The sequence below is a fragment of the Nonomuraea sp. NPDC049309 genome (genome assembly GCF_043196965.1).
GTDB classification, from domain to species: domain Bacteria; phylum Actinomycetota; class Actinomycetes; order Streptosporangiales; family Streptosporangiaceae; genus Nonomuraea; species Nonomuraea fastidiosa.
Map to the genome: position 1 here is coordinate 87,819 of NZ_JBICSH010000005.1, position 22,991 is coordinate 110,809.

24 protein-coding genes are annotated in these 22,991 nt (G+C 73.6%); 8 read left to right on the forward strand and 16 right to left on the reverse strand.

The window, feature by feature from the left end:
* Position 1: 1 nt before the first annotated feature.
* Entirely contained in the window at positions 2-1,612 is a 1,611-nt protein-coding gene (locus tag ACGFIM_RS28785; RefSeq protein ID WP_393206144.1) for an ABC transporter substrate-binding protein, read from the reverse strand.
* Positions 1,613-1,746: 134 nt separating this feature from the next.
* Here ACGFIM_RS28785 and ACGFIM_RS28790 point away from each other — a divergent pair, with 134 nt between their 5' ends.
* Both ACGFIM_RS28790 and ACGFIM_RS28795 read left to right on the forward strand, forming a co-directional pair.
* The gene (locus ACGFIM_RS28790) at positions 1,747-2,901 is read left to right on the forward strand and encodes an LLM class flavin-dependent oxidoreductase (protein ID WP_393206147.1); all 1,155 of its coding nucleotides are present in this window, start codon (positions 1,747-1,749) and stop codon (positions 2,899-2,901) included.
* Complete coding sequence (locus ACGFIM_RS28795) at positions 2,898-4,202, forward strand: acyl-CoA dehydrogenase family protein (protein WP_393206150.1); 1,305 nt, start codon at positions 2,898-2,900, stop codon at positions 4,200-4,202. The genes ACGFIM_RS28790 and ACGFIM_RS28795 overlap by 4 nt, the downstream gene beginning before the upstream one ends.
* Positions 4,203-4,295: 93 nt before the next feature.
* Here ACGFIM_RS28795 and ACGFIM_RS28800 read toward each other — a convergent pair whose 3' ends face one another.
* Positions 4,296-5,630 (reverse strand): lanthionine synthetase LanC family protein, encoded by a 1,335-nt coding sequence (locus ACGFIM_RS28800; RefSeq protein ID WP_393206153.1) that lies wholly within the window; start codon positions 5,628-5,630, stop codon positions 4,296-4,298.
* A 487-nt stretch (positions 5,631-6,117) separates the two neighbouring features.
* On the opposite strand from ACGFIM_RS28800, the gene ACGFIM_RS28805 reads away from it, so the two are divergent.
* A complete protein-coding gene (locus ACGFIM_RS28805; protein WP_393206156.1) occupies positions 6,118-6,996 on the forward strand; it encodes a TauD/TfdA dioxygenase family protein in 879 nt (292 codons plus the stop codon).
* 3 nt (positions 6,997-6,999) lie between these two features.
* On the opposite strand, the gene ACGFIM_RS28810 is transcribed toward ACGFIM_RS28805, so the two are convergent.
* Entirely contained in the window at positions 7,000-7,386 is a 387-nt protein-coding gene (locus ACGFIM_RS28810; RefSeq protein ID WP_393206159.1) for an FAD-dependent monooxygenase, read from the reverse strand.
* A 409-nt stretch (positions 7,387-7,795) separates the two neighbouring features.
* Positions 7,796-7,957 carry an NAD(P)-binding protein gene (locus ACGFIM_RS28815; RefSeq protein ID WP_393206162.1) on the reverse strand — a complete coding sequence of 54 codons (162 nt, stop codon included), beginning with the start codon at positions 7,955-7,957 and terminating at the stop codon, positions 7,796-7,798.
* 81 nt (positions 7,958-8,038) lie between these two features.
* Here ACGFIM_RS28815 and ACGFIM_RS28820 point away from each other — a divergent pair, with 81 nt between their 5' ends.
* The 3 genes from ACGFIM_RS28820 to ACGFIM_RS28830 all read left to right on the forward strand — a co-directional run bounded on the left by ACGFIM_RS28820 (position 8,039) and on the right by ACGFIM_RS28830 (position 10,578).
* Positions 8,039-8,386, forward strand: coding sequence for a hypothetical protein (locus ACGFIM_RS28820; protein WP_393206166.1), 348 nt, complete (start codon positions 8,039-8,041; stop codon positions 8,384-8,386).
* A 9-nt stretch (positions 8,387-8,395) separates the two neighbouring features.
* Positions 8,396-8,977, forward strand: a complete 582-nt coding sequence (locus ACGFIM_RS28825) for a TetR/AcrR family transcriptional regulator (RefSeq protein ID WP_393206169.1) — start codon at positions 8,396-8,398, stop codon at positions 8,975-8,977.
* 167 nt (positions 8,978-9,144) lie between these two features.
* Positions 9,145-10,578 carry an MFS transporter gene (locus ACGFIM_RS28830; protein WP_393206172.1) on the forward strand — a complete coding sequence of 478 codons (1,434 nt, stop codon included), beginning with the start codon at positions 9,145-9,147 and terminating at the stop codon, positions 10,576-10,578.
* On the opposite strand, the gene ACGFIM_RS28835 is transcribed toward ACGFIM_RS28830, so the two are convergent.
* The 5 genes from ACGFIM_RS28835 to ACGFIM_RS28855 all read right to left on the reverse strand — a co-directional run bounded on the left by ACGFIM_RS28835 (position 10,566) and on the right by ACGFIM_RS28855 (position 14,436).
* Entirely contained in the window at positions 10,566-11,309 is a 744-nt protein-coding gene (locus tag ACGFIM_RS28835) for a universal stress protein (protein WP_393206175.1), read from the reverse strand. The genes ACGFIM_RS28830 and ACGFIM_RS28835 overlap by 13 nt on opposite strands.
* 46 nt (positions 11,310-11,355) lie before the next feature.
* A complete protein-coding gene (locus tag ACGFIM_RS28840; RefSeq protein WP_393206178.1) occupies positions 11,356-12,333 on the reverse strand; it encodes an Acg family FMN-binding oxidoreductase in 978 nt (325 codons plus the stop codon).
* A gap of 19 nt (positions 12,334-12,352) precedes the next feature.
* Entirely contained in the window at positions 12,353-13,009 is a 657-nt protein-coding gene (locus tag ACGFIM_RS28845; protein WP_393206181.1) for a CBS domain-containing protein, read from the reverse strand.
* Positions 13,010-13,105: 96 nt separating this feature from the next.
* The gene (locus ACGFIM_RS28850) at positions 13,106-13,576 is read right to left on the reverse strand and encodes an HPP family protein (protein WP_393206184.1); all 471 of its coding nucleotides are present in this window, start codon (positions 13,574-13,576) and stop codon (positions 13,106-13,108) included.
* Positions 13,573-14,436, reverse strand: a complete 864-nt coding sequence (locus tag ACGFIM_RS28855) for a universal stress protein (RefSeq protein ID WP_393206187.1) — start codon at positions 14,434-14,436, stop codon at positions 13,573-13,575. The genes ACGFIM_RS28850 and ACGFIM_RS28855 overlap by 4 nt, the downstream gene beginning before the upstream one ends.
* Positions 14,437-14,577: 141 nt before the next feature.
* On the opposite strand from ACGFIM_RS28855, the gene ACGFIM_RS28860 reads away from it, so the two are divergent.
* Positions 14,578-15,414, forward strand: coding sequence for a universal stress protein (locus tag ACGFIM_RS28860; protein ID WP_393206190.1), 837 nt, complete (start codon positions 14,578-14,580; stop codon positions 15,412-15,414).
* Between the two features lie 49 nt (positions 15,415-15,463).
* Here the strand turns inward: ACGFIM_RS28860 and ACGFIM_RS28865 are convergent, their stop codons facing one another.
* Both ACGFIM_RS28865 and ACGFIM_RS28870 read right to left on the reverse strand, forming a co-directional pair.
* On the reverse strand, positions 15,464-16,321 hold the full coding sequence (locus ACGFIM_RS28865) for a universal stress protein (protein WP_393206193.1): 858 nt from the start codon (positions 16,319-16,321) through the stop codon (positions 15,464-15,466).
* A 148-nt stretch (positions 16,322-16,469) separates the two neighbouring features.
* Entirely contained in the window at positions 16,470-17,087 is a 618-nt protein-coding gene (locus ACGFIM_RS28870; protein WP_393206196.1) for a WHG domain-containing protein, read from the reverse strand.
* Between the two features lie 60 nt (positions 17,088-17,147).
* Between ACGFIM_RS28870 and ACGFIM_RS28875 the strand changes: the two genes are divergently transcribed.
* A complete protein-coding gene (locus ACGFIM_RS28875; protein WP_393206199.1) occupies positions 17,148-17,873 on the forward strand; it encodes an MBL fold metallo-hydrolase in 726 nt (241 codons plus the stop codon).
* A gap of 379 nt (positions 17,874-18,252) precedes the next feature.
* Here the strand turns inward: ACGFIM_RS28875 and ACGFIM_RS28880 are convergent, their stop codons facing one another.
* From ACGFIM_RS28880 to ACGFIM_RS28900, 5 genes are all read right to left on the reverse strand, one after another.
* Positions 18,253-19,221 carry a U32 family peptidase gene (locus tag ACGFIM_RS28880; RefSeq protein ID WP_393206202.1) on the reverse strand — a complete coding sequence of 323 codons (969 nt, stop codon included), beginning with the start codon at positions 19,219-19,221 and terminating at the stop codon, positions 18,253-18,255.
* A gap of 95 nt (positions 19,222-19,316) precedes the next feature.
* Positions 19,317-19,790, reverse strand: a complete 474-nt coding sequence (locus ACGFIM_RS28885) for a hypothetical protein (RefSeq protein ID WP_393206204.1) — start codon at positions 19,788-19,790, stop codon at positions 19,317-19,319.
* Between the two features lie 28 nt (positions 19,791-19,818).
* Positions 19,819-20,562 carry a FadR/GntR family transcriptional regulator gene (locus ACGFIM_RS28890; RefSeq protein WP_393206207.1) on the reverse strand — a complete coding sequence of 248 codons (744 nt, stop codon included), beginning with the start codon at positions 20,560-20,562 and terminating at the stop codon, positions 19,819-19,821.
* Positions 20,563-21,079: 517 nt separating this feature from the next.
* Positions 21,080-21,721, reverse strand: coding sequence for a hypothetical protein (locus ACGFIM_RS28895; RefSeq protein ID WP_393206210.1), 642 nt, complete (start codon positions 21,719-21,721; stop codon positions 21,080-21,082).
* A gap of 138 nt (positions 21,722-21,859) precedes the next feature.
* Positions 21,860-22,984 carry a hypothetical protein gene (locus ACGFIM_RS28900; protein ID WP_393206213.1) on the reverse strand — a complete coding sequence of 375 codons (1,125 nt, stop codon included), beginning with the start codon at positions 22,982-22,984 and terminating at the stop codon, positions 21,860-21,862.
* Positions 22,985-22,991 lie beyond the last annotated feature (7 nt).

Here is a 22,991-nt window from a genome sequence, read left to right on the forward strand (position 1 = left end):
GTCAGCTCACCCATGCGTCGTGGAAGATGACAGCGCCGTAGGCGTAGTCCCAGGTCAGGCCGTGCACCCGGGACCGCGCCGAGACGAGGCTGGGCCGGTCGTACAGCGGGATGGCGGGCGCCAGATCGAGCAGCCTGGCCTGCGCCTCGGCGTACAGCTCGGTCGGGTCCTCGGCGGCTCTTGCCTGCTCGAGCAGCTTGTCGAGCTCGGCGTCCTTGAGCCTGGTGATGTTCTGGCCGCGCCGCTGCGGCGTGGTGATGTTCTTGGAGGAGTACTGGATCCACAGCACGTCGGCGGTGTTGGTGGTCCAGATGCCGACGGAGACGTCGAAGTCGCCCTTGCCGGTGCGGTCCTGCGACTCCTGCGCGGTGACGTTCTGGATCTCGATTTCGATGCCGGCCTTGGCGGCGGCGGCCTGGGTCTGCACGAGGATCTGCGTGTTCTGCGGGTTCACGCCGGTGTCGATGGCGACGGCGCTCAGCCGCTTGCCGTCCTTGACGCGGATGCCGTCCTGGTCCCTGGCGGTCCAGCCGGCCTCGTCGAGCAGGGCGTTGGCGCGGGCCGGGTCGTAGCCGATCCGGCCCTCGGCGTGGTCGGGGGTCGCGGCGGTGACGAAGCTCGTGGCCACGTTCCACTGGCCGAAGGAGACGCTGTCGATGATGGCCTTGCGGTCCACGGCCAGCGTGAGCGCCTGGCGCACCCTGCGGTCGCCGAACGGGGCGCGGCCGGTGTTGAGCCAGACCGAGAACGGGTGTCCCGGCCGGTCGACGGTGATGAAGGTCAGGTCGGGGTCGGCCTTGACGTCCTCGACGTTGGCCGGCGGGGTGTTGTCGATCACGTCCACCTCGCCGGAGAGCAGCGCGTTGTAGCGGGTGGCGTCCTCGGCGAGGAAGCGGATCTCCAGCCGGTCGAGGTACGCGGGCCCGGTGCGGCCGGTCGGCCCCCAGGCGTAGGCGGGGTTCTTCGTGTAGGTGATGCTCTGGCCCCTGGTCCACTTGTCGAAGACGAAGGGACCTGAGCCGATCGGGTGCTCGCAGGTGCTCTCCGGGGCCTCCTTGAGCTGCTTGGGGGAGAGCATGGCCAGGTACGACTGCGCGAGCACGTTCGGCAGCGCCGAGTACGGCGAGCCGAGCCGCACTTCGAGCGTGTGCTCGTCGAGGACCTTCGCGTCCTTGTAGGGCGCGATGTACGAGGCGGCGAGCGGCGACTTGGTCGCCGGGTCCCGCATGTGCTCCAGGTTGAGCTTCAGGGCCTCGGCGTTCCATGCCGACCCGTCGTGGAACGTCACGCCCTGGCGGAGCGTGAAGGTGTAGGTCAGGCCGTCGCCGGACACCTTCCAGCTCTCGGCCAGCCAGGGCTTGATGTTCCCCTCCGCGTCCTGCCACAGCAGCGAGTCGAAGATCGGGCGGCTGACGACCGTGGTGTTCGTGGTGGACAGCTGGTGGGGGTCCAGACAGGAGGGTTCGTCGGCGTTCTCCGCGAGCACGAGCGTGCCTCCGGGCTTCGGGCCCGAGCCGGCGGCCGCCGGTGCCGGGGTGGCGCCGGCGCCGCAACCGGCCAATACCGCCATGGCCAGGGCTGTGACGAGGAGCGTTGTGGAGCGGGTGAGCATGAAAGTCCTTAAACATGCATTGCCTACCTGCATTGCAGGGATTACGGTGAACCCTAACGTAACACGCAGAACGGGCGAAACAACATGACCCACGTGATCGCCGTCGGCACCGAGGTGCTCGCGGAGGAGAGACGATGACTTTGACGTTCCACTGGTTCCTGCCCACCTACGGCGACAGCCGTGACATCGTGGGCGGCGGTCACGGGCTTCCCGCGGGCGCGGCCTCGGGCGCCCGGCCCGCGACCCTGTCGTACCTGCGCCAGATCGTGGCGGCCGCCGAGCAGACCGGCTTCACCGGCGCGCTGACGCCCACCGGCGCCTGGTGCGAGGACGCCTGGCTGACCACCGCGATGCTGGCCGGCACCACCGAGCGGCTGAAGTTCCTGGTGGCCTTCCGCCCCGGGCTGGTCTCCCCCACGCTCGCCGCACAGATGTCGGCCACGTTCCAGTGGCAGTCGGGCGGGCGGCTCCTGCTCAACGTGGTGACCGGCGGTGAAGCGCACGAGCAGCGCGCCTACGGCGACTTCCTCGACAAGGACTCCCGCTATGCCCGTACCGACGAGTTCCTGCACATCGTGCGGGCGTTGTGGCGGGGCGAGAGCGTCACCTTCACCGGCGAGCACCTGCGGGTGGAGGACGCGCGGCTGGCACGCCTGCCCGACCCCGTGCCGCAGGTGTACTTCGGCGGCTCGTCCCCCGCCGCGGGCCGGGTGGCGGCGCGGCACGTGGACGCGTACCTCACCTGGGGTGAGCCGCCGGACGCGGTCGCCGAGAAGATCGCCTGGATCAACGGGCTGGCCGCCGCGGAAGGCCGTACGGTCCGGCACGGCATCCGCCTGCACGTGATCACCCGCGACACCAGCGAGCAGGCGTGGGCGCAGGCCCGCAGGCTGCTCGACGGCATCGACGAGGCGACCGTGGAGAAGGTGCAGGCGGGCCTGCACCGCAGCGAGTCCGAGGGGCAGAAGCGCATGCTCGCCCTGCACGGCGGCAAGCGAGACCGCCTGGAGATCTATCCGAACCTGTGGGCGGGCGTCGGGCTGGTGCGCGGCGGCGCGGGCACGGCGCTGGTCGGCAGCCACACCGAGGTCGCCGACCGCATCGAGGAGTATCACCGGCTCGGTCTGACCGAGTTCGTGCTGTCGGGGTACCCGCACCTGGAGGAGGCGTACTGGTTCGGCGAGGGCGTGCTGCCGATCCTGCGCGAGCGCGGCCTGTGGCGGCATCCGGCAGAGCCCGGGAGCGCCGAGCCCGTCTCGGTCCCGTTCGCCACGGCGGGGGCGCAATGAGTGCGACAGCACAGAACGTGACAGGACAGGACACGCCGGCACAGGGCGCGACGGCCGGGAGCGCATCGGACGCGGGCGCGCCGCCTACGGGCACGCCTCCCGAGAACGCGCCGGCCCCGAGCCCCTCGGGCGCGGGCGCGCCGGGCGAGGGGACGCTGTCCGAGCTGCGCAAGCGGGCGGATGAGCTGCTTCCCGAGCTGGCGGCGGGTGCCGCGCGGCGGGAGCTGGAGCGCGAGCTGCCGCACCGGGAGATCCGCGCGCTGGCCGATGCCGGCCTGCTCACCTTCCGCATCCCCGCCGCGTACGGCGGTGGCGGCGCGAGTGTGGCCGAGGTGTTCGGCTTCCTCATCGCGCTGGCCGCCGCCGACTCCAACATCGCCCAGGCGCTGCGCCCCAGCTACGGCCGGGTCGAGCACCTGCTCGCCGCCTCGGAGGCCGACCGCGAGCGCTGGTTCCCGCGCTTCCTGGCCGGGGACGTGTTCGGCAACGCGGGCTGGGAGATCGGCGGCGCCAACGGCGAGGTGCGCACCCGCATCGACGGCGACGGCGTCGTCAACGGCAGCAAGTACTACAGCACGGGAGCGCTGTACTCCGACTGGATCAGCGCGTCGGCGGTGGACGACGCGGGCGAGCGGGTGTTCTTCACGGTGCCGCGCGACCGCGAGGGGCTCGAGCTGCTCGACGACTTCGACGGGATCGGGCAGCGGCTCACGGCCAGCGGCACGACCCTGCTGAACGGCGTCAAGGTGGCGCCCGAGGAGATCGCCGCGCGTCCCGCCGGCGGCGGAGGCCGCTCCCCCGTCAGCGCGTTCATGCAGCTCTACCTGGCCGGTGTGCTGGCCGGGATCGCGAGGGGCGCGCTGGCCGACGCCGTCGCCTTCACCCGCGAGCGGGCCCGGCCGATCCAGCACAGCGGCGTCTCCCGGTCGGTGGACGATCCGTACGTGCGGCACACCGTCGGCGAGATCTCCGCCCGCGCCTACGCCGCCGAGTCCGCGGTCCTGCACGCGGCGTCCGCGATCGACCGGGCGTGGGCGGGCGGGCTGGACGCCGATCTGCTCACCGACGCGGCCGTGCAGGTCGCTCAGGCGCAGTTCATCGCGGCGGAGTCGGCGCTGAAGGCGTCCGAGCTGGTGTTCGACGTGGGCGGCGGCTCGGCGGTCGCGCGCAAGCACAACCTCGACCGGCACTGGCGCAACGCCAGGACGGTCACCAATCACAACCCGCGCGCCTGGAAGGCGGCCGTGGTCGGCGCCTACCACCTCACGGGCGAGCAGCCGCCGGTCAACGGCCTGTTCTGACCCGCCCGCCCATGAGCTCCGGCGGGTGATGGTCCCCACGGCAGGCCATCACCCGCCGGTCACGCGTGCGAAGGCGCGGGCTCCCTGGCCCGGTCAGGCGTGGCCGGCGGCGACGCTCGGGAACGCCAGGACCGGGAACGGGTTGTCGGGCAGGAGGAGCACCCGGCGAGCCTGGTCGGGCTGGCCGGCCGCGTCGAGGTGGAGCAGGGCGGCGCCGATGCCGGCCGCGCCGACCATGTAGCCGGTGTCCGCGCTCACCTCGCCGGGACGCACCCGGCGGTAGGCCTGGTACCAGCGGTAGCCGCCCCCGTCGTGGTCGTCGGCCCTGGCCACCAGGTCGGCGGCGAGCGTACGGGCGAACTCCAGGCAGGAGGCGCGCCCGGTGACCGCCCAGAGCCCCACGAACAGCTCGATCAGGCCCGCCGTGCCGCAGCACTGGCAGGCCGAGTTCCAGTAGCCGGGGGTGCGGCGCGGCGGGGCGGCGCTGTCGACGACGCCGAGCGCGAGCCGTTCCATCCAGTCGAGGTCGTCGAGGTCGCCGGTCACCCGGTGCAGCTCGTAGAACATCCTGGCCACGCCGGCCGCGCCGGAGCAGAACCCGGCGTAGAACAGCTCCCCCGTCCTCGGCACGTGGTGCGGGACCAGCGCCCGCCCCTCGCCGGTGACGCTCACCTCGCGGATGAAGGCGGCGCCGCTGCGGGCGGCGCGCAGGAAGCGCTCGTCGCCGCTCACGCCGTACAGGCGGGCGAGGAGGAAGGCGATCCCGGCGGATCCGGTGAGGAAGCCGGGGGAGATCGCGTCGGAGGGCAGGCCGTCGAGGCCGCCGTGCCGGCTCGCCGGGACCGGCAGTCCGGCGATGCGCAGGCCGGCCTCGACGGCGGCGGCCTCGTACGCGGGCTCGCCGAACCGGGCGGCGGCGCGCAGCAGGCCGAGCACGATGCCGCCGTCACCGCTCAGCGCGGGGTCGAACGTCCAGCCGGGGCCGTCCACGCGGGTGCGCCGGCCGGCGGCGATCGTCTCGGCGATGGCCGCCGCCTCGGCGTCGAGGCGTTCGTCGCCGAGCGCCCATCCGGCCTCCATGAGCGCGACCATGATGCCGGTGCGCCCGTGGTGCAGGGTCAGGTCGTCGTCGCGCCGCCAGGTGGCCGCGAGCCACTGCGCGCCGCGCCGGGCGTCCTCCAGGTAGGAGTCGCTGCCGGTGGCGGCGGCCAGTTCCAGGAAGAACAGCACGATCCCGGCAGCTCCCGAGTACAGGGATCGCGGTCGCGGGGGCACCGCCGACCTGCCGTGCCGGTCGGGGTTGGCCCGCCAGTGCCTGCCGTCCTCGTCGTCCACGGCGGCGGATCTGATCCAGCGCGCCGTGGAGAGGGCGGCCGTCATCGGAGAGTGGGCACGAGCACTCATGGGTCGCAGCTCGTCCAGGCTCATGACCGGACTCTGGCACACATAGAACACATTTCGCAGGCTTTTCCGATTATTTCCGTAGGTTTGATGGAGAAGGTGGCGGTTCGTCGCGGCCGCACGCGTTCGAAAGAACCGCCGGAGGGTGGTCGGCGGCCGCAGGCGCATCGATCGCCGGCCCGCGCCCGTGAGCCTCGGTCGAGTCCTGAGCGGGCTTCAGCACCCGGTATCCGGAGTATAACCTATAAACCTAGTAGGAATTGTTGACTTTGCTCGGAGGCCGCCGTAGCTTCGCGGTCATGAAGCCTCCGACCAGGCGTCCGGCGTGGTGACCACGGCGGCGCCGCCGCGGACGACGGTCCCCGGCGGCGGACCCGAGCCCTCCACCCGGCGGCGGCCCGCTCATCGAGCACCTGGGCGTCGGCCTGCCGCGCATCCTCATCGCCTCGAGCCACGCCGTCAGCCACACCGTCCGGGAAGCCGCCGGACGACCGTCACAGAACAGGAGCGCCCCATGACCACTCCGACCGGCACCGACGTCAAGCTGAACCTGCTGCCTCTCGGGCCGCACTTCGGCGCCCGCGTCGAAGGACTCGACCTGGCGACCGCCTCCGACGAGGAGCTGGCCGCCGTACGCGCCGCGCTCGTGGAGCGCAAGGTGCTCTTCTTCTCCGGCCAGAACCTCGACGAGGACGCCCAGGTCGCGCTCGGCCGCCGGCTCGGCGAGCTGACCGCCTCGCACCCGGTGGTCGGCGGCGTGGACGAGGCGCACCCGGAGATCTACGCGCTCGACAGCGCCGACGACGGCTTCGCCGACGTCTGGCACACCGACGTCACGTTCATGCCCAGGCCGCCGCTCGGCTCGATCCTGCGGGCCGTGGTCCTGCCGCCCACCGGCGGCGACACGAGCTGGGCCGACAGCCAGCTCGCCTACGACTCGCTGTCCGCGCCCGTCCAGCGGCTGGCCGACCGGCTCACCGCCGTGCACGACGGCAACCGCGCGTTCGGCTACTACCTGGCCCAGCGGCGCGGCGGCAAGGGCAACGAGTGGGACGGCGAGGTCGTGACCCGGCTGGACCCGGTGGAGCACCCGGTCGTCCGCGTGCATCCGGAGACCGGGCGCAAGGGGCTGTTCGTCAACCCCGGCTTCACCTCGCACATCGTCGGCGTCTCCGAGGCCGAGAGCCGGTACCTCCTCGACCTGTTCTACGCCCACCTGACCAAGCCCGAGCACATCGTCCGCCACCGCTGGAGCCTCGGCGACGTCGCCATGTGGGACAACCGCAGCACGATCCACTACGCCAACCGCGACTACGGCACCGCCCGCCGGGTCATGCACCGCATCACGCTGCGGGGCGACCGCCCGTTCGGGCCGTCGTCGGCGCCCGAGTGATGTTCAGGGGGTGAGACGCGCGCGCCCTGGAGGTGGCCGGTGTCCGGGGCGCGGACGCGTCCTCGGCGGTGAGCACGTCCGGGCCGCCGACCCTGCCACCGACCCTGCCGCCCGCCACGGCCGGGGCGTGCGGCCGAGGCTCAGGGCCCGCCGCCGGGCCCGGGCGCGAAGGGGGCCCTCGCGGGAGCGTTCGACGGCGGCGAAGCCGTCGCGCAGCGTGCGCCTCTCGTACGCGAGCTCGGCCTCGGCCAGGCTGGAGCGCGCGCCGAGCAGGCTCGGCAGCAGGGCCGCGTGCCCGAGCGCGACGTTGGCGCCGTCGCCCCGGCCGGGCGACATGGTGTGGATCGCATCGCCGAGCAGGGTGACGGCGGGCTCCGTCCAGGCCCGCACGGGGCGGGCCGAGGTGATGGGGACGCCGAACGTGCGGGCACGTCGGCGGCGGCGACCATCTCGCCGATCGCCGGATGCCAGGGCTTGACCGTACGGGCGGCCGGCCGGTGCAGCTCGCGGGGCGTGGACGGGCGCGGGCCGCCGGCAGGTGGGGTGACGGTCCAGGAGAGGTAGCCGGGGATGCCGGTCAGGCGGGACGAGCTGCCGCCGTACCGCCGAACCCGTGCCGTCGGCGCCGGCCAGCAGGTCGCCGACGGGCCTCAGAACCGTCCGAGAACTCCGAGAACAGGGCGCGGACCCGGCCGTCAGGGGCCGGTTCGCAGCGTTCGAGCGCGGTGGCGCGGCACCACCGGTAGAGGTCGCCCGGGCAGGTACGCGCGCAGGGCCCGCGCTCCGGTCCCCTTGATCCTCAACCGGTCCCCTGGGCGCGGGCCGCCGGGGAGCCGTCGCGTTCGTGGATCTGGACGTCGATGCCCGGGGCGCGCAGGCCCTGGGCGAGGCAGAGGCCGGCGATCCCGCCGCCGGCCACGATGACGTGGAGCGGTGACCGCTCGGTGCTCATGGCTTTCATCGCCGTCAGGTTGACCTGACGCCATCGGCCGGTCAACCTGACGTCCGTCAGCGGCGTTCCCGCTCGGCTAAGGTGACGGGCGTGAGCGCCAACACCGATTGCGGCACCGGGTTGTGGGAGAAACGGTCAGCGTTCCCGGAGCGGATCCAGGTCAAGGACGCCCTGGAGAGCGCGCGTGCGGCAGGGCGGAGTGACGAGGCGGCTCGGCTGGAGGCGCGGCTCACCGAGCTGCCGGAGATCAGCCCGCTGGAGGCGCTGCGGGCCAACGCCGACCTCATGGGCATGCTCACCGCCCAGCGCTGGATCGCCATGCGTCTCGCCCAGGCCGCAGGAGCCGGCCTGGAGCAGATCGGACGCCGGCTGGGCATCTCCGAACCGTCGGCGTGGGAGTGCATGAAGCGCCGCATCGACGCCCGCAAGAACGGCTGAGGCTCCGTGATGAACGATTCCGCCCCGGGAACGCCCGCCATGCGCAGCGACGCGCGCCGCAACTACGAGCGGCTCCTGCACGTGGCCCAGGACGCCTTCGCCAGGCAGGGCGTCAACGCCTCGCTCACCGAGGTCGCAAGGCGCGCCGGCGTCGGCATCGGCACGCTGTACCGGCACTTCCCCACCCGCGAGGCACTGATCGACGCGGTGCTGCGCGAGCGGTTCGACCGGCTCAGCGCGAAGGGCGCCGAGCTGCTGGAGACGCGCTCACCTGAGGCCGCGCTGCTCGACTGGCTGCGCCTGGTCGTCTCCGAGCTGACCAGCTTCCGCGGCCTCGGGGCCTCGGTCGCGGCGAGTCTCGACGGCATGAGCCCCGATCTCGCCGACTCCTGCGCGGGCCTGCGCAGGACCGCGGACGACCTGCTCACGCACGCCCGCGTCCACGGTGTCGTCCGCGACACCGTGACCGTCAGCGACCTGCTGCGCTTCGCCAACGCGATCGCGCTCGCCACCGAGCGGTCGCCGCGCGCCGCCGACGATGCCGACCGCATGCTCGACCTCCTCATGAGCGGCCTGCGCCTTCCCGCCTGACGCGCGAGCGGCCCGCACCCTCCCGCCTGACGTACGAGCGGCCCGCTCCTTCGCGTGCCGAGACCGCGGGCCGCCGCTCCTCCACCCTTGCGAATCGGAGGGGGCCTCCATATGCTCGCCAATCGGAGCACCCCTCCGGTTACTCGACAGCAATGCGAGGAAGCGACATGCCAGAACACGTCCGTCAAACCGGGCAGGCGCCCGCGGCCGAGACGGCAGGCGACAGGCACCTGGGGTTCACACTGGCGGCGATCGTGACCTGCCAGCTCATGATCGGCCTGGACATCACCGTGGTGAACGTGGCGCTGCCGGAGATCAGGCTCGCGCTCGGGATGTCCGCGATCGCCCAGTCATGGGTGGTGAGCGCCTACACCCTCGCCTTCGGCGGCCTGCTGCTGCTCGGCGGCAGGATCAGCGACGCGCTCGGCCGGCGCGAGGTCTTCATCGGCGGCGTCGCCCTGTTCACCGTCGCGTCGCTGGCCGGCGGGCTGGCGACGGCGCCCGGCGTGCTCCTCGCCGCACGGGCCGTGCAGGGAGTGGGGGCGGCGCTCGCCGCGCCGAACATGATGGCGCTGATCGCGGCGAACTTCGCGGAGGGCGCGCCACGGACCCGGGCGCTCGCGGTCTACTCGTCGGTGTCCGGCCTGAGCCTGTCGGCCGGGCTGATCCTCGGCGGGCTGCTCACCTCGCTGGCGTCCTGGCGCTGGGTCATGTTCGTCAACGTGCCGGTCGGCGTGGTGATCGTGGCGCTCGCGCTCCGGTACGTACGCCCCGTCCCGAAGCACCGGACCGGGCTCGACGTGGCCGGTGCGGTCCTCGGCACGGCCGGCATGACGGCGATGGTCTATGGCCTCGTCCGCACCGGCGAGGCGGGGTGGGGCGATCGGACCGCGCCGGCCGCGCTCGCCGCCGCGCTCGCCGCGCTGGCCCTCTTCCTGCTCGCCGAGGCGCGCGCGGCGCACCCGCTGCTGCCGCTCGGGCTGTTCCGCGACCGCAACCGCGCCGCCGCGTACCTCAACATGCTGCTGATCGCGGCGACCATGCTGGGGATGTTCTTCTTCCTCACCCAGTACCTGCAGACCGTCAAAGGCTTCACCCCGCTGGCGACCGGGATCGCGTTCCTGCCGCTGGCGCTCACCGCGCTGGTCACCGCACGTGCGGTGCCGTGGCTGCTGCTTCGGCTGGGTCCCAAGGCCGTCACGGCGTCGGGCACGGTGGCGATCGCGGCGGGCCTGCTCTGGCTCACCCGGCTCTCGGCGACGTCCGGGTACGCCACCGGCGTCCTCGGCCCGCTGATCCTCGTCGGCATCGGCATCGGCGTGACCTTCGTGCCGCTGAACTCCTTCATCCTCGCCGGGCTGCGCCCGCACCAGACGGGCGCGGCCGCCGCGACCGTGCAGACCATGCAGCAGGCGGGCAGCTCGCTCGGGCTGGCCGTCCTCGTCACGGTGTTCGGCGCGGCAGCCCGCGACGCCGCCCCCGGCTCACCCGCGGGTCTGGCGGGCGTCATCGCGACCTCGTTCGGGGCGGCGAGCGCGTTCGCGGTCTGCGCGCTGGCCGTCGCGATCGTCGTCGTCCGGCGACCGGCTCAGTCTTCCTGATCCGGATCCTGATCCGGGGCCTGATCCGCGGTGCCCACGACGGCGACCGGGCAGGGCGCGCTCTGGAGCAGGTGGCGGGCGATGCCGGGCCGGCCGGCCGGGGCGCGGCCGACCACCATGAGCGTGGCGGGCGGGTGGTCGGCGGCGGTCTCGATCCGCACGCCGGGATGGCTGCGGGCCCACTCCGTGAGGTCGGTCCGGGCGGCGAGGCCGACCTGGCGCAGCTGCGCCTCGCGGTAGGCGAACTCCAGGACGGCGGGGCTCGGGTCGGGGTCGGTGACCTCGATCGGCCCGGGGTTCTGCGGCAGCGGCAGCGGGCCCGGCCCGCGTACGACGATGACGGGGCAGGCGGCGTGCGCGGCGGTGTAGTCGGCGACCGACCCGACGACCGCGCGGGGCAGCGCGCCGAGCCCGCGCGAGCCGACCACGATCAGCTCGGCGCCCTCGGAGAGCTCGACCAGGCGCTCGGCGGCCGGCCCCTCGTACAGGTCGGTGTCGACCTGCAGGCCCTGGCTGGTCTGCCTGGCGCACTCCGCGCCGTGCCACATCACGTGCTCCGCCGCCTTGCCCAGGTGGGACTTGGCCTCCTCGTCCGCCTCGCCGTACGGCCACTGCCAGGCGTGCACGACCAGCAGCGGCAGCTTGCGCAGCTCGGCCTCGTCGAGTGCCCAGTCCAGGGCCTGCATGGAGAAGTCCGAGCCGTCGTAGCCCAGCACGACGTGTCCGGCCATCACGCACCTCCTCCGCGGCGCCGCGCGGGTCGTCTCGCCGGCGGGGTCATGTCAATACGTCGGAGAGCGGGCGGCGCGGCATCTCCCCGACGTCGTCGAAGGTGACACCGAGCCTCATGATCATCTGCGGGTGCTCCCCCGACAGCAGCTCGTCGCGGAGGAAGTCCCGCAGCGGGTCCATCTCCAGCGCCTGCGTGTGGAAGGCGGCACTCACCCCGTACGCGGAGGCGTGCAGCAGGACGTGCTGCAGCGCCTGGCCTGCGGCGAGCCAGTCGGCTCGGCCGTCGGCCCGGGTGGTGAGCACCGCCACCACGCCCGTCTCCGTCTCGGTGTGCCCGCCCTCCGCGCCCCAGCCGTGCCGCCAGGCGTAGTGGCGCTGCGGGAACTCGGGCTCGGTGCGGGCGGGTTCGCGCGGGTAGGCGGTGGCGGGCACGCCGTCGGGGCGGCTGCTGCCCGGCGGGCGTGCCCACGCGATGACCTCCAGGTCGAAGCGCTGCTCCCGCCGCTGCACGCCCTGGGCCGCCTGGGTGAGCCCGGCGATGACGCGGATCGCCTCGGGGTCGCGTACGGGCGTCAGCCGCGCGCCCTCCTCCGCGGCGCTCCTGGCCAGCGCGTCCATCAGCCGGTCAGGCACCGGCATGGCGGCGAAGCCGGCCCGGTGGGTGCGGCGGCGCTCGATCTCGCCGCAGAGCATCCGGGTGTGCTCGTCCACCTCGATCTCCCCGCCCAGCGCGATCGTGGCCAGCAGGGCCGGGCGGTCGGGGTCGGGCAGGATCCGCACGACGGGCTCGTAGCCCTCGCAGCGCAGCACCGTGCGGATCGTGAACAGCGCGGCGCCGCAGCTGATCGCCAGCTCCCTGCCGGAGGCGTCCTCGGCGGTCAGCCGCCTGGCGGTGTCGGCGCGCAGCGCGATCTCCTCGCCGGAAACGGCGAACGTCCAGGGCTGGGTGTTGTGCACGGACGGCGCCCAGCGGGCCGCGTCCACCGCGGCCTCCAGCGCCTGCTTCGGCGATCGGGTTCTCATCGGCTTCTCCCCGGAGTCGCTACAGCAGCGGCGGCATGGCCATGAGGTCGTCGTCGTCGTAGCTGACCTCGCAGACCACGTCCACCACGCCTTCGACGCCGCGTACGGCCTCGGCGGCCGCGATGGCCTGCGATTTGCGGCGCACCCGGCCGCCCAGCCACACCACGCCCCCGTCGATCCTGACGGTGAACCGGCCGTCCTCCGGCAGCACGGCCCGCACCTCCCTCTCCAGTTCGGCGGCCGGGCGGGTGAAGACGCGCAGCACGTCGCGCTGGTGCAAGGTGCCGACGATGCGCCCGGTCTGCGGATCGACGACCGGGAGCTGCTTGACGCCCTTGGCGTGCATGAGCCCCGCCGCGTCCCGCACCCTGGTCTCGGGGGTGACGGTGATCGGCGGTGCGCTCATCAGCTCGCCCGCCGTCACCCCGGCGGCCTTGTCGTGCTCGCGGCGCTGCGTCCGCGACTCGAACATCGACACGCCGTGCCGCCCCGGGTCGATCTCCTTGAGCAGCAGATCGGCCTCCGACACCACGCCGATCGGGCGCCGCTCCTCGTCGATCACGGTGACCGCGCCCACCGCGTAACGCCGCATCGCGGCCACGATCTCCGCGAACGTCGCGTCGGGGAGCACGGCGATGGCCACCCGGCCCATGACGTCCTTGACCAGGATCGACATGACGTCCACCTCGCTTCCACGTCCTACGTTCCCTCGTCCTCGCCTGCCCCGTGAGCGGCGAACGACCCCGGTCGAAGGGACGAAGGTCCCGCACCCCTAACGATTCCGGCCGGGCAGCAGGGGTTCGAGGCGGAACATCCCGGTGATGAGCTCGCCGGGTTCCCCGGCGTCGCGGACGCGCCCGGCGACCGCAGACAGCACGTCGCGCGCCGTGACCATGCCGATCAGCCCGCCGTCCGACAGCACCGGCACCGCGTCGCAGCAGGTGTCGACCATGAGGGCGGCGATCCTGGTCAGCGGCGTGTCGGCGCGCACCCGGGGCAGCGGCACGCGCTCCAGCAGCGAGCGCACGGGGCGGGCGGACTGCCGGTCCGGCTCGCACGTCCAGGAGGCCGCGAGCCGCTCGCGGGTCAGGATGCCCAGCACGTGACCGTCCTCCACGACGGGCAGGTGGTGCACGTCGGCCCGGCGCATCAGCTCCCAGGCCATCAGCGGCGACTCGTCGGGGGAGACGACCACCAGGATCCGGCTCATGGCGTGCGCGGCGGTCATCGACTCGACGTTCACGGCCCCTCCTTGGCGCGGCGCACCACTGCGACGGCGCGGCGCGCGTGGTGGAGCACGCCCCTGCTGACCGAGCCGAGCAGCAACGCGCCGATCGGTCCCCTGCCGTGGGTGCCGACGACCACCAGGTCGTAGTCGGCACCGGTGAGGGCGTCCACGGGGTGCGCGCACGGAGTGTCCGTCACGGTCCGCACCTCGGGGTGCTCGGCCTGCCAGTGGGCGGTGCGGGAGCGGACCATCTCCCGCACGCTCTCGCGCACCGTGTCGGCCTCGTACGAGATCTCGGGCGCGAAGGCGTGCACCGGGACCTGCCAGGCGTGGACCAGGTGAAGGGTCGCGCTCCGCAGCGCGGCCTGCTCGAAGGCGTACGCGATCGCCGGCTCGCTGCACTCGGAGTCGTCGACGCCGACGGCGATCTCGCCCGACGGCTCGCCCGGCTCGCTGCGCACCACGACCACCGTGCACGGGGCGTGCGCCGCCAATCGGGTGCTCACCGAACCGAGCAGGGCACGGGCGAAGCCGCCGAGCCCGCGGTCGCCGATGACGAGCTGGTCCGCCTCGCGCGCCTGGTCGAGCAGGACGGCGCCGGGCACCCCCTCGATGACCTTCGTAGTGATCCGCACCTCGGGCCCCCGGGCGCGCGCGGCCGTCTCCGCCTGCTTCAGCACCTTCTCCGCGGCCCGCATCAGGATGTCCTCGGGCTCGATGGGGACGGCCACCCCATCGATGGCGTACGGCCCGCGGTCCAGCACGTGCACGATGCGGAGCTCGGCGCCCTTGCGCCGGGCGTCGTCCGCCGCCCACTCCACCGCCGCGGTGGCGGGAGCGGAGCCGTCGGTGCCTGCGATGACGAGTCCCCCCATGGACACCCTCTGACCGGCGGCCGTCCCGGCAAACCCGGCGCGGGGCAAGCATGGCGGGGCCGAGCCTTTACCCTCCCGTGAGGCTCGCGACCGCGTACCTGGGCAGCCGTTTTCTCGACCGGGCACGCGAGGAGGAGTGGAGTGAGCCGACCGATCGTAGTGGGCGTGGACGGCTCGACGCCGTCCCACGCGGCCGTGGAATGGGCGGCCGCCGACGCCCGGCGCAGGCGCCTGCCGCTGCGCCTCGTGCACGTGTGCGAGCAGCGGCGGGGCAGCGCCGAGGGCCTGAAGTACTGCGAGGGCACGCTGCAGGCCGCCGCCGACCGGGCGCGCGCGGCGGGCGCGCAGGAGGTGGTCACCGAGCTGCTCGAGGGCAACGTGGTGGAGACGCTGCTCGGCCAGGCGGTGACCGGTGACAGCGTGGTGCTGGGCAGCCGGGGCGTCGGCGGGTTCGCGGGGCTCGCGCTCGGCTCGGTCAGCCTCGCCGTCGCCGGGCACGCCGAAGGGCCCGTCGTCGTCGTACGCGCGGGCGCCGAGACCGCCGCGGGGCACGGCAAGATCGTGGTCGGCGACGACGGCTCCGACACCGCCCGCGAGGCCCTGCGCTACGCCGTCGAGCAGGCCCGCGCCCGCGACGCGACCGTGCTGGTCGTGTACGCCTGGTCGCAGCCGATCCTGGCCACCTACGGCCCGCAGTTCGCCGACCTGTTCACCGACACCTTCGCCGAGGACCGCGACGCCGCGCGGGAGCGCCTGGACGTCTGGTCCGGTGAATACCCCGACGTGCGGTTCGAGGGGTCGCAGGTGCGGGCGCACCCGGTCGCCGCGCTCGCCGACGCCTCCGGCTCGGCCGAGCTCGTCGTCGTCGGCTCGCGGGGGCGGGGCGGCTTCGCCACCGCCGTCCTGGGCTCGGTGAGCCATGGCCTGCTGCACCACGCGGTGTGCCCGGTCGCGGTGGTACGCCCGCGTTCGGCGTGACCTTCCCGCATGAGCTTGCACACGACCTGACGGGAAGGCGATGGCGGGGTCAGGCGGACGGGCTCGGGCCGTTGACCACCGCCACCGGGCAGTGCGCGCGGTGCAGGACGCTGTGCACCACCGAGCCGAGCCGCCCCGGAGGCAGCCCGGTGAGCCCCACCGCGCCCACGACCACGAGCTCGGCCGTGCGCGAGGCCGCCGACAGGGCCGCGATCGGGTGCTCGAAGCTCAGCGACACCGACGCCTCCACGCCGGGGTGCGTGTCCCGCCACTCCCCCAGCCGCCGGGCGATCTCGTCGCCGTCGTCCACCGTCATCAGCGGGCCGAACCCGGCGGGGTGCGGGGCGGCGGGCGGGCAGCGCAGGCCGTGCAGCGCGAGCAGGCGGCTCCGGCGGGCGACGGCCTGCTTGGCGGCGTACTCCAGGGCCCGCTCCGCCGCCGGTGAGCCGTCGTAGCCCACGACGACGTCGCCGCCCGGAGCGCGCGGCATCCTCCTGACCACGACCACCGGGCATGCCGCGTGCCCGGCCAGGCCGAGCCCGACCGAGCCCAGCACCAGGCCGGCGAACCCGCCCAGCCCCCTGCTGCCCACCACCACGGTGTCGGCCGACTCCGACTCGGTCACGAGGCGTTCCGTCACCGCGCCCGTGATCAGCGCCGTCGAGACCGGCGTCCGCGGCGCCACCTCGCGGGCGCGCGCGGCGGCGTCGGCGAGCATCTTCTCGCAGCGCGCGGTCAGGGTGTCGGTCTCGGCGGAGGCGTCCATCGGGTGTTCGGCGCACCAGGGTTCGCGTACGTGGACGATCCGCAGGCCCAGTTCCCGGCGGGCGGCGTCCTCGGCCGCCCAGCGCAGCGCAGACCACGCCGTACGCGAGCCGTCGAAGCCGACGACGGTCGATGCGGGCATCTTGCGCCTCCTCCCCCGAGGCGGTGCGTGCGCGGCGTCCCGCACGCCCGCGTCTCTGCGCGTCACCGTCCGGTACGTACGCCGGGCGCCGGCGCGTTCTCTGCCGCCGGCTGGACGGCCCGGCCATGGCGGGCGTCGCGCACGGCCTTCACCTGCCCATTTCCCCAGGCGGCGGGCAACTATCCGCTTCCGCCGGCCCGCGGTCGTCCCGGAGCGCGCGAAGGATGGCGGCCAGGCCGTACTCGAAGGCGCGGTCCACGTCGCCGCCCATCCGGAACAGGCCGTTCAGCTCCATGCCGATGAAGCCGGTGGCCCAGGCCGTCACCGTACGCGCGGCCTCCAGGGCGTGCTCCTCCCCCGCCAGCCGCCCGGACGCCTCCACCACCGGTGTGATCAGCCGGACGAGCGCGTCGGGCGGCGCCTCAGGCGCGAACATCAGCCGGAATCCCTCGGGACGGGCGCGGGCGAAGCGCCGGTAGGAGCGCAGCAGCTCCTCCAGCGATCCGCCGGTCGCCTCGCCCTGGGCGGCCAGGTCGTCGATGATGGCCTCGGCGACGGCCCGCAGCAGGTCGGCGCGGTTGCCGACGTGCTTGTACAGGGATGGGGCCCGCACACCCACTCGTTCTGCCACGCTCTGCATGGTCAGTCCCTGGCGGCCGACCTCCTCCAGCAGCTCGCGCCCGGCGGCTACGATCTTGGTCAGCGAGGTCTTCTCCGGGGTGGGCACCCGTATACAACCCTTCTGATGGCTATTGACGTTAGCCATGATGGCTAATTACCTTAGCCATCAAGCTAGCCCGATCAGGGCTCGAAAGAGAAGGCCCCCATGCGACTCGCACCTCATCTGCACCGGCTCGGCAATGACATCGTGGCGTGCTACCTGATCGACACGCCCGAGGGCATCACGCTGATCGACGCGGGCCTGCCCGGCCACTGGCAGGACCTGCAGCAGGAGCTCCGCGCCATCGGCAAGACCGAGGCCGACATCCGCGGGCTCATCCTGACGCACGGCGACTCCGACCACATCGGTTTCGCCGAACGCCTGCGCAGCACCCACGGCGTACCGGTGTTCGTGCACTCCGGTGACGCCGTGCGGGCCCGAACCGGCGAGAAGCCCAAGGTCTCCACGCCGCCCCTGCGGATCGGCCCGACGATCCAATTCTTCGCCTACGGCCTGCGCAAGAACGGCCTGCGCGCCAAGTACATCCGCGAGGTCACCGAGATCAACGACGGTGACGTCCTCGACCTGCCCGGCAGCCCGAAGATCATCGGCCTGCCGGGGCACTCGCCGGGCAGCGTGGCGGTCCACGTCGAGATCGCCGACGCGGTCTTCGTCGGTGACGACCTCACCACGCGGCACGTCCTCACCGGCCGCGTCGGCCCCCAGCCCGCACCGTTCACCGACGACCCGGCCATGGCGCTGTCCTCCCTCGAACGGCTCGCCGGCCTGAAGGCGTCCTGGGTCCTGCCCGGCCACGGTGCCCCCTGGCAGGTCTCCCCGGACGAGGTTGCGGAAACCATCAAGAAGGCCGCCGCTGCAGCGGCCCGCTGACCGCGGCGACGACCCACCTTAGAGCGCAGACCTCAGAACGCAGCGTCGGCCGTCGCCCGGAGACGAGCGGCGGCCGACGCTCTGGGCGCAGCCACGGCCGACGCTGTGAGCGCGGCCAGGGCGCCCCGAAGGCGGTGGCCACGCGCACGCCCCCGCCAGGCGCGGCTTACGACACCGGCTCACAAGCACTGGCTGCCGGCCACGGCGGCAGGTGACCTGAGGCGAGGCGGCCCGAGTCGGGGCGGCCCAAGGCGGGCCGTCCTGATGGGTCGGCGGGCGTCGCGTGGCGGCAGGGTGGCGGGGCGGCGCCGCGAGCCGTCGGAGCGGCTCGGTGCGTTGTCGGCGGGCCGCCCGCCCCGCCAGGCGGATCGGCGGGGTGTCAGGGGTGGGCGGTGGGGACCGGGATGCGGAGGTGGGCGGTTTCGTCGCCGGGGGCGGTGCCTCGTGCGTCGGGGCGGTGCCGGGCGAGGAGGTCGAGGCCGAGGCGGGCGCGGCGGACCCGCTCGCGCGACAGCGCCACCGTGGTGGGCAGCAGGTGGGTGCCCGCAGGGTAGACGTCGGGGGCGTTGCGCAGGCCGAACTTCACGTGAACGGGCGCGGCGACCTCCACCAGCGTGGGCAGCTCGTAGTGGCGGACGAAGCCGCCGACATTGTCGGGCGCCTCGACGTACACGTCGAGCGGGATGTCCACGGCGGCGCGGATCGCGGCGATCTGGGCGAGCGTCAGGTCCGTGGGCAGGTTGAGGCTGTCGGCGCCCAGGTCCTCGAGGATGCGCGCCGACTCGGGGTTGGCGGCGGGCAGCATGACGGAGACCTTGGCCTGCATATCGGACGGCAGGTGCCCGGCCGACCGGAGCCTGCCGAAGATCGACAGGACGCCGATGTCGGCGATGAGCACGCTGCGGAAGCCGTACTCGGCGGCACGGAGGATCTCGTCGATGACGGCCGCGACCTGGTCCTGGCCGCGCGCGGCCGGCGCGAGGATGGAGCCGGCGGCGCTGCGCGCCATCGCGGAGGCGTCCCAGCCCGCGCAGGGCCGGGCGAACAGGCTGACCTCGACCCCGGCCGAGGCGGCGAGCGAGGCCATCTCCGCCAGCTCGTCGCCGGTGAGCAGGCCGACGCCCGTGCCCTGGGAGACGCGGGCGACCGGCACGCCCAGCGTGCGGGCCGTCTCCAGCACCGCGGCCAGGCACTCGGGTCCCTCGACACTGGGGATCTCCACGCGGTACTGCGCCCCGTCGGGGAAGCGCTTGGCGGAAGCGGGCAGGTCGTGGAGGTCGCCCGCGGGCAGCCCGAGCGAGGCCAGCAGCTCGGCCGGACGCGGCATGCCGCCGCCGGCGCCGCTCACAACCGCACCTCCACCGTCAGTACCACTCACAACCGCACCTCCACCCTCAGTACCACTCACAACCGCACCTCCACCGTCGCCGACGCCGACGCCGCTCATGCTCCCACCTCCGTCATGTTGTGGCCGTCGCGGCGTTCCCAGCCGTCGCGTACGAGGGTGAAGTGCGCGTTCGTACGCGGATGCCGGGTGCACGCCTGCCTGTCGAGTGTGACGCCGCGCCCCGGCTCGGCGGGCGGCGCGAAGCAGCCGGCCGCCGGCTCCATGTCGGAGCCGGCGGCCGCGCGTACGGCGGTGAGGATGTCGCAGGTTCTGGGCGGCTGCGCGGCGGGCGGCTCGGCGGTGGCCGCGCCGAACGGGTCGGTCTTCAGCCCGCGGTAGCCCTTCGTCACCACGCCCGCGGCCTGCTCGGCGGTGCTGCCGGGGTCGCGCTCGCCCTGGTACCGGCCGTTGGCGCAGGCGGGGGTGCGCTCGCCGAGGCCGCGGAGCCCGTCGCCGGTGGTGAGCTCGACGACGGTCAGCTCGCGCCGCGGGGTGCCGGCGACGGCGGTGCCGACTTCGGTGATCTTCACTCTTTCTCCAGCGGTACTGAGGCTCGGGTCAGCGTCGGCCGGCGGCGGCGGGCAGGGCGAGGAAGGCGCGCAGGTCCATGCGGGTCTGGACGAGGTGCTCGCGCATGGCCTCGGCGGCGGAGCGGGCGTCGCGCTCGCGTACGGCGGTCAGGATGCGGGCGTGCTCGTCCATGAGGTCGGCCATCGAACGGCCCCTCGCGAGGTGACCGCGCAGGCTGCGCAGCCGGCTCTCGTGCATGGGCTCGTCCATCGCCTCGATGAGGAAGCTGATCATCTGGTTGCCGCTCGCGGCGGCGAGCATGGCGTGGAAGCGCACGTCCGCCTGGTTGAACGACTCCTCGTCGGTGGCCTGGCGCATCGTGTCGAAGGCCAGCTCAAGCGAGGTCAGCGCGGTGCGGGTGGCGTGCCGGGCGGCGAGCGTGGCGGCGTGGACCTCCAGCGCGAGCCGCACCTCGATGAGTTCGAGCAGGTTGCGGGGGTCGCGGCGCAGGGAGGCGGCGAAGAAGCCGCTCAGCGGTGCCGCGTTGGGGTGGGCGACGGCGGGCCTGCGGCCGCGCCGCACTTCGAGCAGGCCGCGGGCCTCCAGGGTGCGGACGCCCTCGCGTACGGTGAGCCGGCTGACGCCCATCTCGGCGGCCAGCTCGCCCTCCGAGGGGAGCAGCTGGCCGGGCTGCAGGTCGCCGTCGAAGATGAGCGCCTCCAGGCGGCGCACCACGTTCGCGGTGCGCGACTCGCCGTTGGGCTCTTTGCCGCCGTCCTTCGTGTCGCCCATCGTGTCCCCTGCCGCTGCTCGGCCCTTTCCCGATGAGGACTTTCGCACATATCAGATATGTCCACAACGGACAGCGGACACCGAACGGCGCTCGATCGGCGATCTCACCGAGAAATCACACGTCAAAGCCATGCAGGAACCGGCTCGATGCGATCAGGGTCCTGCAATGTCATCTGATGAGTGTCACGGCAGCCGGACTCACCCGCCCCGCACCTCGCCGCTCCGCGAACCCCGGCGCTTACGTCGCCACCACGGACGGCGGGGGCGGCAGATCCACACGGCGAGATCAGGGCGGAGCCACCCGGCGGCCGGGAGGCCGGGGGCGTGCTGGAGACGGCTGACTCGCTCGACGGGACCGTGGCGGGTCACGCGCTCCGGTGGATAGCCGTGGACGCTGCGCCCGCGCATGCCCCGGCCGTGCCGGGACCGCCGCGCTCACCTGCGACGGAGGGACCCGCGAGGCCGGTTCCGGCAGGGCCCGCCGCGGCCCGCTCCCGGACTCCCGCACGGCTGGCGGTCAGCTCCGCTCGCGGGCCAGGGACAGGCCGTGCTCGTCGGCGTAGGCGCGGCGGCACAGGCCGCTGCAGAAGCCGTACCGGACGCCGTCGTGCTCCAGAGTGAGTGCGGTGCCGTCGAGTGACACGACCATCCCGCAGATCGGATCGATCGTGGTCTCCGGCTCCTCCTTGGCGCTGTCCCGGTACGGGCGGGAGACGTACTCCATGAGGTCCATGCTGCTCATCGACCTGCCGAAGACGCCGATGCCGCCCTCGGTGATGCCCTCGAGCAGGATGACCGCGTGGGGCTCGCGCTCCAGGCGGCCGGGGTCGCGCCCGGCCGCCCGTTCGGTCGCCGCGAGCGCCTTCATGACGAGGCCGGGGACGGGCTCGCACATCTCCTTGCGCCACGAGGCGGGCACGGTGATGCGGACGAGGTAGCGGGGCGGATCGGCGGGGTCGGCGGGCGGCCGGTCGCCGAGCATCCAGGTGGCGGGCTCGTGCACCAGCACCTGGGTGATCGTGCGCTGGGCGTCGAGCACCTCCTGGGCGTGGCCGCCGTCGTCCTCGGCCAGGAACGTGTCGATGAGCCGGCGTCCCAGCGCCTGCCGCTCCTCCTCGGTGAAGGCTCCCTTGGGGACGTATACGTCGATGAGCAGCATCCGTGCGCCTCTTTCCTCGTAGGCCGGGTCGTGTTCTTCGCCCCTTCCACCATGCCCCCGAGGGGTATGCCGTGACCTCCTTCGCAAGGATGAGCCGCGCCTACCGCGCGAGAAGGAGCGCGCGAGCCCGGCCCGGCCTCACCGCACGGAGGCGAGGTCGACGATGAGGTAGGCGCCGCCGGGACGGGCGAAGCGCACGAAGTCGTCGGCGGGAGCGGTGACGTGGCCGACGCGCGTGTCGATGCCCTTGATGACGACGGTGGTCTTCGACCGCAGGTCGTGGATCAGTGCCCGGCCGGGGGTCTGCGCCACCGCGAACCGGTCGCGCAGCAGCGGCTGCGGACGTATCCCGTCCACGTTCACCGTGCCCTGCGGGCGGCCGTCGCGGCCCAGCACGCGTCCGGTGGACGAGCCGCCGGACCGCGTGACGCAGCGGGAGACGCCGCAGGCCACGGCGGTGCCGGCGGGGGCGGCGCGGGTCTCGCCGGTCTCGACGTTCCTGATCGACTGGTACGGAGCCGTCCTCGGGTCGCGGGGGCCCGGCGAGCCCGCCCACGGCCAGCGCATCAGGTGCAGGCCCTTCGTCCCCGCGACGCGCCTGGGCTTGCCACCGGCTGCGGTGACGGTGTAGACGCCCCGGTCGCCCACCGACCAGGCGAAGCCCTTCCGCGTGACGGCCAGGCCGGTGATGTCCCCGGCGGGCGAGGGCGGCGGCAGCGGGACCGAGGCGACCTTGCGCGCCTTGCCGCCGCCCTCCGGCACGGTCCAGATGTCGGCGGTCCTGGCCTTGGTGCCGCGCGCCGTCCACCAGGCGATCTTCCCGTGGCCCGCGGTGAAGCCGGACGGGAAGAGCGTGGTGCCCTTGGGCAGGGGGATGCCGGCGAGCTTCACCGTCTTGCCGCCGCGGAGGTGGCGGACGTACAGGGCGTTCGCCCGTTCGGCACGGGACTCGGAGGTCAGCAGGAGCCGGCCGGCGCCCAGCATGGCCACGGGCCGCGCGTGCCCGCCGCCGGGCAGGCGGCCCGGCACCTTGTGCACGGCCTTCGGCCACACCTTCTCGATCGGCCGCTCGGCGGCGGCGGTCACGACAGGGCGGGCTGCGGGCTCCGGCCTCGCCTGCGCCGGCACGGCCCCGATCGACGCCGTCAGGATCGAGGCCGTCACGAGGCCGCAGGCTCCTGCGGCGATCCTGGTACGGAGGGTCCGGCTCGGTGTGCGGCCCAGCGCGTTCTGCTCTGCACCGGCGTTTAAGTCATCGACCATTTCGCTT